The following is a 13,563-nucleotide window of genomic DNA, read 5'->3' as shown; positions in this document are numbered from 1 at the left end:
GAATGATCTCAGCCGTGGTGACGAATGCGTGGGTTGGCAAAGCCGTAGAGGATGTCCACCACGAAGTTGACCACAATCACCAGGCAGGCGATTAGCAGGATGCCGTTTTGCACCACGGGATAGTCCCGGGCGCCGATGGCTTCGATCAGCCACTTACCGATACCGGGCCAAGAGAAAATGGTTTCGGTCAGTACGGCACCGGCAAGCAACGTACCGACTTGCAGGCCGAACACGGTCAATACCGGAATCAACGCGTTACGCAGGCCGTGGACGAATACCACTCGGGCAGGCGACAGGCCTTTTGCGCGGGCGGTGCGCACGTAATCTTCACGCAGCACTTCAAGCATCGAGGAACGGGTCATCCGGGCGATCACCGCCAGCGGGATGGTACCCAACACGATGGCTGGCAAAATCAGGTGGTGCAGGGCGTCGAGAAACGAACCGGGCTCGTCACTGAGCAGGGTGTCGATCAACATAAAGCCGGTTTTGGGCGGGATGTCATACAGCAGATCGATGCGCCCGGACACCGGTGTCCAGCCAAGGGTCACCGAGAAGAACATGATCAGAATCAGGCCCCACCAGAAAATCGGCATTGAGTACCCCGCCAAGGAGATACCCATGACCCCATGGTCGAACAGGGATCCTCGTTTGAGTGCCGCGATCACCCCGGCGAGCAGGCCCAGGATGCCAGCGAAAATAAGTGCCGCAATCGACAGTTCCAGCGTGGCCGGAAACAGGGCGGTGAATTCGGTCCACACGCTTTCACGGGTGCGCAGCGATTCGCCCAGATCACCGTGGGCAAGCTTGCCGACGTAATCCAGGTATTGGGCGTAGAGAGGCTTATTCAGACCCAGACGTTCCATGGCTTGGGCGTGCATGACCGGGTCAACCCGGCGCTCCCCCATCATCACTTCCACGGGATCGCCGGGGATCAAGCGAATTAAAGCGAACGTCAGCAGGGTGATGCCGAAGAAGGTGGGTATCAACAACCCCACGCGGCGGGCAATAAAACTAAACATCTTCTGGTGTACCTCATCAGCCGGTTAGGCGTGCACCGACGAAGCCCGGGTTACGAGCGACGCCGGTATTTCTTATCTACTTCACCCGTGTGGTGGCGAAGTTATTAGTGGTCAAAGGACTGATGTGATAGCCCTCGACGTTTTTGCGCATGGCAGTGAACAGTTTGGGGTAAGCCAGGCTGAGCCACGGTTGTTCTTTGTGGAACTCTTGCTGGGCTTGCTCATACAGCGCAGCACGCTCAGCAGGATTTGTTATGGCTCGGGCCTTGGAAATCGCGTCTTCGAACGTCTTGTCGCACCAGCGTGCGTAATTCTCGCCATTTTTCGCCGCATCGCAACTCAGATTTGGCGTAAGGAAATTGTCCGGGTCACCGTTGTCTCCGGCCCAGCCAGCAAACACCAGGTCATGTTCGCCATTTTTGGCGCGTTTGAGCATTTCGCCCCATTCCAGAACGCGAATATCCACCTTGATGCCAATCTGCGCCAGATCAGACTGCAACATCTGTGCCCCCACCAGCGGGTTCGGGTTCGACACTGCACCGCCGTTACGGGTGAACAGGGTCAATACCGTTCCTTCCGGCACGCCGGCTTCTTTAAGCAATGCGCGGGCTTTGTTCAGGTCACGAGGCGGGTTCTGGATGTCTGCGGCGTAGCCTAGCAGCGTTGGCGGATACGGGTTGACGCCCTCGGTCGCCTTGCCTTCGCCGAACAGTGCATGGATATAAGACTTTTTGTCGAAGGCCAGGTTGATCGCTTGACGCACGCGCGCGTCGCTCAAGTATTTATGGGATGTGTTCATGGCGACGTAGCTGGTCATCATGGCTTCCATCTCGTCGATCTTGAGATTGGGGTCAGCCTTGATGTTGGCGATGTCATCAGGTTTTGGGTACAGGGCAATCTGACACTCGTTGGCTTTTAGTTTTTGTAGTCGGGTGTTGTTGTCGAGGGTGATGGCAAAGATCAGTGCTTCGCTCGGCACTTGACCCTTCCAGTAATCCGGGTTGGCTTTATAGCGGATTTGGGCGTCTTTGGCATAGCGAACAAGGATGAACGGACCGGTGCCGATGGGTTTGCTGTTGAGGTCGGCGGTTTTACCGGACTTGAGCAGTTGGTCGCCGTACTCGGCAGAGTAGATCGAGGCGAAGGCCATGGCCATGTCGCGCAGGAAGGGTGATTCAGGGCGGGTCAGCGTAAATTTGACCGTGGAGTCGTCGACTTTTTCAACGCTCTTAAGCAGGTCGGTAAAGCCCATGCTTTCGAAGTAAGGGAAACCAATCAGTGATTTGTCATGCCAAGGGTGCTTCGGGTCGAGCTGGCGCTCAAAACTCCAGAGCACGTCGTCGGCATTCATTGTGCGGGTTGGTTTGAAATAATCGGTGGTCTGAAATTTCACGCCGTGGCGCAAGTGGAACGTGTAGGTGAGGCCATCCGGGCTGATCTCCCAGCTTTCGGCCAGGCCAGGGACCACATCCGTGGTACCGGGTGCGAAATCTACCAGTCGGTTAAGGATGGTCTCCGCTGCCGCGTCGGCGGTGACGGCGGTCGTGTATTGCACGATGTCGAAACCTTCAGGGCTGGCTTCGGTGCAAACCACCAAAGGTTTGGCTGAAACGCTGACGGCGACACTGAGCAACGCCAGTGCAATCGAGGTACGTAAAGAAAGTAATTTCAATATAAACCCTCCGCAAACATCTGAATGGTGACGCCTGTGCGGATGATCGCGGACTGCTCCGAAACCCCCGCATCAGGCGCCGTTGATGCGTTAAAGAATGTTGAATGGAATCGTGGTCACGACTCGCAGTTCCCGGATGTTGCCGTCCACCTGATTTGCCGTAGCACGGTGCGTGGTATAGCTGGCTTTGACGCTGCTTGCCTTCAACGGGCCGCTTTGCATGGTGTAAGCGGTGCCGAAACCGTATTCCTGGTGGTGTTCACCGTTCATGGCTTTCACGTCGGAATAAGCAGTGCCGGTGTAGTGAGTGCCGTCGATACCAAAACCGTGTGCCGAGTAGATGCTGAATTTCAGACCCGGTACGCCGTATTCGGCCATGTTCAACCCGTAACCAATCTGGATCGACTTCTCATTCGGTCCGTTGAAGTCGGACAGCAAGGAGTTGGCGAGGAAGATGGCGTTGGTTTCATGGGCGTAATCGAAGTACGTGTCGCCCGCGACTTGCTGATACGCAAGCGTCAAGCTGTGGGCTTGGTGAGCCAGGGTGAATGACAGGCTGTACGTATCGTTGTCGATGGCGCCGAGTTTGCTTTGGCCGCTGTCCTTGGTTTTGTAGTAGTTAAAACCAGTGCTCAGGGCCAGGACGGATGGATCGCCCAGGTCGTGGTTGACCCCGACGTAGTACTGCTTCCAGAAATCTTCCAGGTCAGACGCATAGAAACTTGCCGTCAGCGCCTTCGACGGTTTCCAGTCCACACCGGCCATGCTCAAGCGGTCGGAAGTGATACTGCGGTCAGCGTACTCAGAGCGGAACTTGGTCAGGCTTTCTTCGGTACGCGGCGATACGCGGTCGAAGCTGCCAGCCTGGAACGACAGGTTGCTCAGTTCGTCGCTCTGTACGGCGAAACCCTGAAAGCTTGAAGGCAAGGCACGGTTGCCGATAAAGGCGATCACTGGCGTATTCACTGACTGACGGCCAGCGGTCACGATGGTGTTGGACACCCGGGCCTTTATGTTGCCAAGCCCCATTTTGCTCCACTGGTCAACGGCATCGCCGCTGCTGTCTGTCAGCGTTCGGTTGCCGCCGCCGGCGATTCGCGCGTGACCTCTTTCGAGTGCGACTTCGTTGTAAATAGCGGCTTCGGTCGCGAAACCAACAACACCTTGGGTGAACCCCGAGGAGTAATCGATGATCGTGCCTTGGGTCCAGGTATTGCGGCGTGGCGTCGAGACTGTCGTGCCGTCTTTTTGATACCTGAAAAGATCGTTACGGCTACTTTCTTCTTTCGCGAAAAAGTTCTTTGTGGAACCCTTTATCGTTGAACCTTCGATGAAGCCCTTGGCGTCATCTTGAGCCTTGCTGGTGCTGACCGTTGTGCGTTCGAAATCCTGACTGACGCTTTCCGCCTGTGCCATTGCTCCCAATGTGGAGATGGACAGGGCTAATAGTGCGGTACTCGCTCTTTTCACGTTTAAGCTCCCTTACAACTTTTATAGGGCCAGTTTTTTGGTTGATCTGGCTTGGATGGTGCTCGGTGTCCGTCTCGTTCGAAGTAGTGGCAAATGCCTACAGTCAAATCGTCGGAACGGCTTTGCTCGGGACGAAGTGCTTCCTCCCGGCTTGAAACGGTTTTTATCAAGCAATAACTGACGCAAGCCCCCGAAAACTAAAGGGCTCGGGCTGCGGAGTAAATAGTCCTAAGTGCTTCAGAGTTTGTAGGAAAAGTGCATAGCGATAGTGGGCAACTGCTTTTGGCAGTTACTTGCTGAACGCTGGACAGTTTTTCCTTTCTGAAAAAATGTCACCGCGCTGGTAACAGCGCGGCGACATAGTTCTTACTTACTAACGCTCACACCGTAGAACGAGTTCAAGCCGAATGGGCTGATCTTGAAGTCCTGGACGTTGTTACGCATAGGTTGATAGACGGTCGAGTGCGCGATTGGAGTAATCGGCACGGCGTCTTTGAGAAGGTGTTGCGCCTGTTTGTACAGTACGGTGCGCTTAGCCTGGTCAGGTGTTTCTTTCGCTTGCTTGATCAGGTTGTCGTACGGCTTGTCACACCACTTCGAGAAGTTGTTACCGTCCATCGCGTCGCAACCGAACAGGGTGCCCAACCAGTTATCCGGGTCACCGTTGTCGCCGCTCCAGCCAATCAACATTGCGCCGTTTTCGCCTGCTTTGGCGCGTTTGATGTACTCGCCCCATTCGTAGGTAACGATTTTGGCTTTGATGCCGATTTTTGCCCAATCTGACTGAAGCATCTCAGCCATCAACTTGGCGTTGGGGTTGTAAGGTCGCTGAACCGGCATCGCCCAGAGGGTGATTTCGGTGCCTTCTTTGATACCGGCTTCCTTGAGCAGCGCTTTGGCTTTTTCCGGGTTGTAACCGGCGTCCTTGATGGTGGTGTCATAGGACCATTCGGTCGGCGGCATGGCGTTGACGGCCAATTGGCCCGCGCCCTGATACACAGAGTCAATGATCTGCTGCTTGTTGACGGCCATGTCCAGCGCTTGACGAACTTTCAGCTGAGCCATTGGGTTAGGTTCGTCGCTGCCTTTGATTTTTGGCATGACGTTGTAAGCGATGTACCCCAAGTTGAAGCCCGCCTGGTCAGGCATCTTCAGGTCTTTGTCGGCTTTGAGCCCGGCAAGGTCAGCTGGACGCGGGTACAGGGTGATCTGGCATTCGCCTTTCTTCAGCTTTTGCATCCGCACTGACGGGTCGGTGGTGATAGCGAAGATCAAGTTGTCGATTTTGACATCTTCAGGCTTCCAATAATCCTTGTTGCCGGTGTAACGGATGTTGGAGTCTTTCTGATAGCTCTTGAACACAAACGGACCAGTACCAATTGGCTTCTGGTTAATGTCTTGAGCCTTGCCTTCTTTGAGCAGTTGCGCGGCGTATTCAGCGGACTGAATAGACGCGAAGCTCATGGCCATGTCTTGGATGAACGCGGCATCAACCGTTTTCAGCGTGAACTTGACCGTGTGATCGTCCACTTTCTCGACCTTGGTGATGTTGGTGTCCATCCCCATGTCGGTGAAGTACGGGAATTCGGTCGGATAGGCGACGCGGAACGGATCGTCTTTGTTCAGCATGCGGTTGAACGTGAACAGCACGTCATCGGCATTGAAGTTACGGGTCGGCTTGAAGTAGTCGGTGGTGTGGAACTTCACGCCTTCACGCAGGTGAAAGGTGTAAGTCAACACGTCTGGGGAAATGTCCCAGCTAGTCGCCAAGCCTGGAATAACAGCGGTACCACCGCGCTCGAACTGACTGAGACGGTTGAACATCGTCTCGGCGGCAGCGTCAAAATCGGTTCCGGTAGTGTACTGACCTGGGTCAAAACCGGCCGGGCTGCCTTCGGAGCAAAACACCAGTGAAGTAGGAGCTGCTTGGGCGAACGGAGCGCAGGCAATTAAACCTGCGCTGAGTAGAAACGGAATGACCGCTTGTTTGAGCATGGTGGCCTCAGTTGTTGTCATTTTTTAGTAGAGGGCGCGACCTTATGAGTCGACCCTGCGGATACTTATGCAGGCGCCATACCCAAAGCAAGATGCTGGCGCCATTGAAGTGTCAAACAGTGGCACGAACGTACAGGAATGTCGCATAAATGTAATTCGACGCGCATTTGATCGTTTGCGTGGTCGTTTTTAGCAACATGGCCTGCACCGAGTAAGTGCGATCGGGCGTGTAAATTGCACCCGGTTAGAGCAAAGGTGTTACTGAATGGCTATTGGCTAAGGCTCACTCCGTAGAAGGGCGTGAGGCCAAATGGGCTGAGTTTGAAGTTTTGCACTTCTTTGCGCATTGGCTGAAAAACCTTGGAATTGGCAATCGGCGTAATGGGCACTTGTTCCTTCAAAATGTGCTGTGCTTGTTGGTACAGCTTGATTCTTTCTGCGCGATCACTGGTGACTTTGGCTTTTTTTACCAGCGCGTCGTAGGCCGGGTCGCACCATTTGGCAAAGTTGCTCCCGGTCACTGCCGCACAGCTATAAAGAACGCCGAGCCAGTTGTCGGGATCACCGTTGTCACCGGTCCAGCCATAGGTCATTACGTCATGCTCGCCGTTCTTGGCGCGCTTGATGTACTCGCCCCATTCGTAGCTGACAATCGTGGCTTTGATGCCGATCTTCGCCCAGTCGGCTTGAATCATCTGCGCAGACATTCGTGCGTTGGGGTTGGAAGCCCGTTGTACCGTCATCGCCCACAGGCTGATTTCTGTGCCCGGTGCAATGCCGGCTTCTTTGAGCAGTTGTTTGGCTTTCGTTGGATCGTACGGCGCGTCCTTGATCGTCGGGTCATAACTCCATTGGTTAGGCGGCAACGCGTTCTGCGCCAGTTGCCCGGCACTTTGGTAGACCGCCTTGATGATCGCGGGCTTATCGATGGCCATGTCCAACGCTTGACGCACTTTGAGCTGGTCCAGCGGTTTATGGGTGACGTTATAGGCCAGGAAGCCGAGGTTGAAGCCGGGCTGACTGAGGACAGTAATGTTCGGGTCTTTTTCCAGCAGTTCAATGTCTTGTGGCCGAGGGTAGCCGCTGACTTGACACTCGTTGGTCTTGAGTTTTTGCACGCGTACGGCGGCGTCGGTATTGATCGAGAAAATCAGGTTGTCGATTTTCACGTCCTCCGGCTTCCAATACGCGGTATTAGCGCTGTAGCGAATCTGCGAATCTTTCTGATAGCGCTTGAACACAAACGGTCCGGTGCCAATGGGTTTTTGATTGATGTCAGCTGCCTTACCTTCTTTAAGCAGTTGCGCGGCATATTCGGCGGACTGAACCGAGGCGAAGCTCATGGCCAGGTTTTGAATAAACGCCGCATCCACGTTGTTCAGGCTGAAACGCACGGTGAGATCATCGATTTTGTCGACGCTTTTGATCGTCGTGTTCAGGCCCATGTCATTGAAGTAAGGCGACTCAGACGGGTACGCCTTGCGAAACGGGTAGTTTGGATCGAGCAGACGGTTGAAGGTGAACAGCACATCGTCCGCGTTGAAGTCTCGAGTCGGGGTGAAGTAGTCGGTGGTGTGAAACTTTACGTTCGGGCGCAGATGAAAGGTGTATCTCAGGCCATCGGCAGAGACCTCCCAACGTGTCGCCAGCCCCGGTTCGACGTTGGTGCTGCCGCGCTCGAATTGAGTTAAACGGTTGAACACGGTTTCGGCAGACGCATCGAATTCCGTGCCGCTGGTGTATTGGCTTGGATCGAAACCAGCGGGGCTGGCTTCGGAGCAATACACCAGGGTTGTAGCCGCCTGAGTGAGCGGCGCGCAGGCTATTAAAACGGTGGCAAGCAACAAGGGTCTAAATGTGTGTCCCATGGGAGCCTCGAGTAAGTGCGGTCATCGCGTGGTCGAAAGGGCCTGACAGCCGAATAGACAACGGAGAGTACCGCACTGCTTACAGTGTTTACGGCCCAGAGTTAGTCGTGCTTGTCCGCGCGGTCCTTAACGGCGTTTAACAATGGCCCAAGCGCTGTTTGCTGACCCAGCAAGTGGTAGAAAGATTCTTTGTTTTTCTCACCCCGGAAAATGAAGTTCAGAACAGTTTTACCGTCTTTCCTTAATCGTTTTAATGCCTGCTCCGCCGCGTCATGTGCATTTTTTTGTAGATCATCCAGATCGCTTTTAGAGGTGCTACGGCGAACAAGGTAGGGGTGGTTGAAGGCCCAGTCTTTTATAATTTCGTCCTGCCATGTGCAGTCCATGGGGTGAACAAAGAACGCTGTTGCCATGGCCACTGGGTCGACTTCACCTTCGCCGTTCCAATGGGCGACCATCGCTTGGGCGACGCGTTTTACTGCTTCTTCAGCCAGCAAGGCGGCCAACTTATGAAGTGGGTGCTCCGCGTGGTCTTTGGACAGCTGCGAGTGCGATGGATCGGTGGAGCCACTGGTATTGGGGTCATCGCCGAAATGAGTCTGGGCATCGTCGATGCTGTTTCCGATCAATCCCAACATGCCTTGCATGACGGTGTTGAAAACATTGCTCAATATTCGCCCCGGTGTCCCGGTAAACCAGGCGTACATTTCGACATATTCCGATACCGGCAAACTGGCCCATTGGTCACGAGCATCCAAAAAGGCGTTGAATATGTCGAGTAGTTTCTCATCGTGATGTTCGTTTAGCAGGATCAATATGATCTGATCCCGTTCTGAACGAAACCCCGGCACGGTGGGTTTAAATCCGACGTCCTTGGTTGAAAACAAAACGTCGCCAATAGGGCCCGCCAGACTGGAAATAACATCGGTACCGCCGAAGGTGCCGGTGACTAATGGCAGGTGCCATTTACAGTCGGTTTTTGAGGTCCATGGCAGCACCGTGCTATGGCCAAGTTTGATCAAGCTCAGCTCAATGAAGTTGGAGTGAGCAAAGAAGTCTTCCAGGATGTGCAGCGCTGCACCGAACGGTTTTAAACCCTGATAATCGGGGCCCTGCGCCATCGCCTGACGCAGTTCGTCCTGCATGACCGCTACTGAGCGCTGAATGTAGCGTTTCATGGAGGTCTGTGGGTCGACCTCAAGCAGCGGGTCACCCGGCATCACCCATTGTTCAAACTCGGCATCACGCGTCGTTGGGTCAGCCGGCGTTGGGTTGGTGACTTTCGGGTTGTCGATATGTTGGCTGGGGCGGTAGACCCCCAGGACGTCTGGCGTGACCGTGTAGAACTCGGGCCTGATGGACCTCAGGTTTTTGAATTTGGCCACCGACATGACGTCCACTATCTTGGTCAATGCCTCACGGGACAGCACATTTGGAAAGTCTTTGGGCATCGTGGCGGCTCGGACGATCTTCGGGTCGAGTAATTGTGAATAATCGCGCAGCCAATTGCCGAAGTACGCCATCTGAACTTGCGACGTTTCTAGACCAACGGACCCCAGTACGGCTTCAATGGTTTGGTGGGTGTGCTTGTCCTTGCTACCGGACCCCGCCTCAAACCCTTCTCGATCACCGTGTTCATTAATAGGGCTGTTCAGGTTTGCGCTTTGTGTTTCTTGAATTCGCTCCATGGCGTTGAAGTAACAGGCGCTGATTGCAATCGGATCTGCATCGGGCGGGCAAAAGGTGGCGATCTCGATACCGCCGTCGGTCTGGTCCATTGAGCCGAAAAGTGCCATTCGATAAGCGTGACCTGAGCCTTCTTCCCGCGCTGAATCAGGGGCAACGCTAGGCGTGCCGTCGGCGTTTTTATCCGCAAGATCACCGCGCAGCACGTTATCCAGATGATGCCCGAACTCATGAAGCAAAATTGCCAGCAGCTCCCAGGAAGTGCTTGGGTCCGTTAATACGCGTTCAATCGCTGCGGGGTGGATGCGCACGGTGCGGTCCCGATTGTCATAGTCGGCCGGGTAGGTGTAAGTCGGCATGACCACATGTTTCGGGTTTTCCACGTTTCCGCTCAGCAGGGCTTTTTGAAGCGTGAAGTAAGTGTGGGCCGGGATATCGAAGCCGAACGTTTCGGCCATCATCAAGGCGAAGGCGGCTGGCGGGGTGATCCTTGCCAGGTCCGTCAGTTGATCCAGGGCGTAAGTGGTGTGCAGTTGGCCTGCCAACCCCGGCAGCGGGTGCTCGTACGGTGTGAGTTTTAGAAAACGAAGGGTCTTGTAAGCGTCGATTTTTGACGACATCAGTGTATTCATCCATGAGGTATTTAAAGCGACGTGCAGCGATGCAGCCTGTTTCAAGGCGGTTCGAAGCGCGACGTGATGGGTGGTGCGAGACAGGAGTTTACGGTTTGAGCGGCGTCTGAAAATCAGCCTTGTCAGCGGACGCTGTAGGGCGAGGGTGCAGCGTGAAGGCGCGATGTCGGCGCGAAGGTAGCGAAACGGCGGAAAGCCAGGGCCTGCCGCCGTTTTGGCGTCATTGCATCTGTACTTCGATCACGCCATCGGCGTTAACGCTGACCTGGCTTGTGCCGGCCTCAACATCCGGGGTAGGGGCCGCGTCGGAACGGGCGGCTTTCATCATCATGACCGGCGCACGCAGGTACGGTTGTGGAAAGCCTGAGGTGTTGAGGTTCAGGTTCACCAGCTTGTAGCTTTTGCCACCCAAGGCGTCGGTGACCAACTGCGCACGCGCTTTAAACGCGGTCACGGCGTCTTTGAGGAGGGAGTCTTCGCTGGCTTTTCGTGTTGGTGGGGCGATGGCGAAGTCCATGCTGCTAATTTTCATACCGTCCAGCAACGTTGCTGTGAGCTTCGACAAAGCCGCAAAGTCGGCGCTTTCAAGCCGCAGCTCGGCATGTTCGCGCCAGCCCGTGATTTTTTGTCCCTTGTCATCGTAGATCGGCGAGCTGTTGCGAGCGCCTTGTCGAATGGTCACGCCTTTGACCTCGCGAGCCTGGCCAAGCGCTTTGTTCAGCGACTCAGTAATCTCTGTGGCGAGTTTAGCCGGGTCAGTGTTCTGCGCCTCGGTAAACAACGTGACCATCATCAGGTCGCGCGGCACTTCCTGGCTGACTTCTGCGCGTACGGAAACCTGGTTGTAACGCGGCTCATCGGCCATTGCTGGGAGGCTGGCAAAGGTAACAATGCCGAGAGCAATGAGGGCAGCGGCGGGGCGAAGGCTGAACATAAAAACTCCTTGTTGAAAACATCCGAAGCGGATAGCCGTCAGACACAAACCCATCAGACTGTAAATCATCCACTCCGGTTCCTGGGGGGTATACGGACCACTGTAGAGCCAACGTGTTGGCGAAGGTCCTTCGGACCTGATCGCAGCCTTCGGCAGCTACAGAATCTGTGCATCGCCAACATCTGTGGGACCGAATTTATTCGGGAAGGCTTCAGTCCTGACACCCTGCAACCTCAAACCACACAAAGTGCCACCCAGTTTGCTGCGCGAGACAGCGCGGCGTCGAAGACGTGGCGGACCTTCCTACAGAGAGTTCGATGGGTCTGCAAAAGGGTCAGGCACGGTGATGGCACTGTGACGCTTTGACGCAGTTACGCTGTTTTTACATTTGCTTCGTTATACTGCGCGCGATTCGCCTGCATCGCTCATCAGGAGAGCTCATGCTCGCCCCGATTCAACTGCTTTCAGCCACTCGCCAGAACCTGTGGCGCCTGACCGTGATCCGTACTTTAGTGCTTGCCGCGCAAGCGGGTTCGGTAGGTGTCGCCTATCTGTTGAACCTGTTACCGCTGCCCTGGCTGCCATTGGCGATCACGCTTGGTTTTTCCATGGTGCTGTGCGTATTGACCGCCATTCGCCTGCGTACGTCGTGGCCGGTCACCGAGCTGGAATATGCCGTACAACTGGCCCTCGACATGCTGATCCACAGCGTATTGCTGTATTTCTCCGGCGGCTCGACCAACCCCTTCGTTTCCTATTACCTAGTACCGCTGACTATCGCTGCAGTGACGTTGCCGTGGCTGTATTCATTGATGCTCTCGGGCTTGGCGCTGACCAGCTACACCCTATTGCTGGTGCAGTTCTACCCCATGGGTACCTTTCCCATCGCTCGGGAGAGCATGCAGATTTATGGCATGTGGCTGAGCTTCGCATTGGCCGCTGCCGTGATCACTTTTTTTGCGGCAAAGATGGCCGAAGAGCTTCGACGCCAAGAACAACTACGTGCCGAACGTCGAGAAGAAGGCCTGCGTGACCAACAATTGCTGGCCGTGGCGACCCAAGCGGCTGGCGCCGCCCATGAATTGGGTACACCCTTGGCGACCATGAGTGTGCTAATCAAAGAAATGCGCCAGGACCATCACGATCCGCTGTTGCAGGAAGACTTGGCCGTGCTGCAAGAGCAAGTCAAGCAGTGCAAGCACACCCTGCAACAACTGGTGCGCGCCGCTGAAGCCAATCGGCGCATGGCCGTTGAAGAGCGTGACGTGACTGAGTGGCTGGACGAAGCCTTGAACCGTTGGCACTTGATGCGGCCTGAAGCCAGCTACCGCTTCCAGCTTGTGGGCCAAGGGTCGATTCCCCGACTGGCGCCACCGCAGGATCTGACCCAGGCGTTGCTCAATCTGTTGAACAATGCCGCCGATGCCTGTCCTGAAGGGTTGGAAGTGCGTCTGGATTGGGGGCTCGCAGAAATTTGCATCAGTATTCGAGACCACGGTGCCGGTGTGCCGTTGGCCATTGCCGAACAAATCGGCAAGCCATTTTTTACCACTAAAGGCAAAGGCTTCGGCCTCGGTCTGTTTTTGAGCAAGGCCAGCGTGACCCGCGCCGGGGGCTCAGTAAAACTCTACAGTCATGAGGAGGGCGGCACGCTCACCGAGTTGCGCCTGCCCCGTGACGCCCGAGGAGAAAAGCATGAGTGACGAAATTCAAGTCGAAGGCGAAGGCGAAGAGCTGCCGCATTTGTTGTTGGTCGACGATGACGCGACCTTCACCCGCGTGATGGCACGGGCCATGAGTCGGCGTGGCTTTCGTGTCAGCACCGCCAGTTCGGCCGAAGAAGGGCTGATGTTGGCGCAAAACGACATTCCGGAATACGCCGCGCTGGACCTGAAAATGACCGGCGATTCCGGGCTGGTGTTGCTGCCCAAGCTGCTGGAAATCGATCCGGAAATGCGCGTGGTGATCCTGACCGGTTATTCGAGCATCGCCACGGCTGTGGAAGCCATCAAGCGCGGCGCTTGCAATTATCTGTGCAAACCGGCCGATGCTGACGACGTTTTGGCTGCGTTGCTGTCCGAACATGCAGACCTGGACACGCTGGTGCCGGAAAACCCGATGTCGGTGGACCGTTTGCAGTGGGAACATATTCAGCGCGTGCTGACCGAACATGAAGGCAACATCTCTGCCACCGCTCGAGCCCTGGGCATGCACCGCCGGACCTTGCAGCGTAAGTTGCAAAAGCGGCCGGTCAGGCGCTGAACAGGGGCTGAACGAATGTCCTTGG

General features: G+C 55.4%; 9 protein-coding genes. 2 read left to right on the top strand and 7 right to left on the bottom strand.

What is annotated here, in order from left to right; translation table 11 throughout:
• Positions 1-8: 8 nt before the first annotated feature.
• From RHM59_RS13000 to RHM59_RS12970, 7 genes are all read right to left on the bottom strand, one after another.
• Positions 9-1,019, bottom strand: a complete 1,011-nt coding sequence (locus RHM59_RS13000; protein WP_322167567.1) for an ABC transporter permease subunit — start codon at positions 1,017-1,019, stop codon at positions 9-11.
• Positions 1,020-1,095: 76 nt separating this feature from the next.
• Positions 1,096-2,691 carry an ABC transporter substrate-binding protein gene (locus tag RHM59_RS12995; RefSeq protein WP_322224218.1) on the bottom strand — a complete coding sequence of 532 codons (1,596 nt, stop codon included), beginning with the start codon at positions 2,689-2,691 and terminating at the stop codon, positions 1,096-1,098.
• 90 nt (positions 2,692-2,781) lie between these two features.
• Positions 2,782-4,161, bottom strand: coding sequence for an OprD family porin (locus RHM59_RS12990; RefSeq protein ID WP_322224216.1), 1,380 nt, complete (start codon positions 4,159-4,161; stop codon positions 2,782-2,784).
• Between the two features lie 366 nt (positions 4,162-4,527).
• On the bottom strand, positions 4,528-6,156 hold the full coding sequence (locus RHM59_RS12985) for an ABC transporter substrate-binding protein (RefSeq protein WP_322167570.1): 1,629 nt from the start codon (positions 6,154-6,156) through the stop codon (positions 4,528-4,530).
• 269 nt (positions 6,157-6,425) lie between these two features.
• A complete protein-coding gene (locus RHM59_RS12980) occupies positions 6,426-8,024 on the bottom strand; it encodes an ABC transporter substrate-binding protein (RefSeq protein ID WP_322167571.1) in 1,599 nt (532 codons plus the stop codon).
• Between the two features lie 101 nt (positions 8,025-8,125).
• A complete protein-coding gene (locus tag RHM59_RS12975) occupies positions 8,126-9,712 on the bottom strand; it encodes an HET-C-related protein (protein ID WP_416195094.1) in 1,587 nt (528 codons plus the stop codon).
• 850 nt (positions 9,713-10,562) lie between these two features.
• A complete protein-coding gene (locus RHM59_RS12970; protein ID WP_322224214.1) occupies positions 10,563-11,276 on the bottom strand; it encodes an SIMPL domain-containing protein in 714 nt (237 codons plus the stop codon).
• A gap of 440 nt (positions 11,277-11,716) precedes the next feature.
• On the opposite strand from RHM59_RS12970, the gene RHM59_RS12965 reads away from it, so the two are divergent.
• Positions 11,717-12,979: an ATP-binding protein gene (locus RHM59_RS12965; protein ID WP_322224212.1), complete on the top strand. Its 1,263-nt coding sequence runs from the start codon at positions 11,717-11,719 to the stop codon at positions 12,977-12,979.
• Positions 12,972-13,538: a response regulator transcription factor gene (locus RHM59_RS12960; protein ID WP_322167575.1), complete on the top strand. Its 567-nt coding sequence runs from the start codon at positions 12,972-12,974 to the stop codon at positions 13,536-13,538. The genes RHM59_RS12965 and RHM59_RS12960 overlap by 8 nt, the downstream gene beginning before the upstream one ends.
• Positions 13,539-13,563 lie beyond the last annotated feature (25 nt).

The organism is Pseudomonas sp. MH10 (assembly GCF_034353045.1).
In the GTDB taxonomy this organism is placed as follows: Bacteria; Pseudomonadota; Gammaproteobacteria; order Pseudomonadales; family Pseudomonadaceae; genus Aquipseudomonas.
Note: the sequence above shows the minus strand (reverse complement) of the source record. Positions and strands in the feature narration are given on the sequence as shown.

Bases quoted from the DNA above. Each gene is read 5' to 3' on its own strand.
- RHM59_RS12965 (WP_322224212.1), top strand. From the start codon at position 11,717: ATGCTCGCCCCGATTCAACTGCTTTCAGCCACTCGCCAGAACCTGTGG.
- RHM59_RS12960 (WP_322167575.1), top strand. From the start codon at position 12,972: ATGAGTGACGAAATTCAAGTCGAAGGCGAAGGCGAAGAGCTGCCGCAT.
- RHM59_RS12975 (WP_416195094.1), bottom strand. From the start codon at position 9,712: ATGGAGCGAATTCAAGAAACACAAAGCGCAAACCTGAACAGCCCTATT.
- RHM59_RS13000 (WP_322167567.1), bottom strand. From the start codon at position 1,019: ATGTTTAGTTTTATTGCCCGCCGCGTGGGGTTGTTGATACCCACCTTC.
- RHM59_RS12985 (WP_322167570.1), bottom strand. From the start codon at position 6,156: ATGCTCAAACAAGCGGTCATTCCGTTTCTACTCAGCGCAGGTTTAATT.
- RHM59_RS12980 (WP_322167571.1), bottom strand. From the start codon at position 8,024: ATGGGACACACATTTAGACCCTTGTTGCTTGCCACCGTTTTAATAGCC.
- RHM59_RS12970 (WP_322224214.1), bottom strand. From the start codon at position 11,276: ATGTTCAGCCTTCGCCCCGCCGCTGCCCTCATTGCTCTCGGCATTGTT.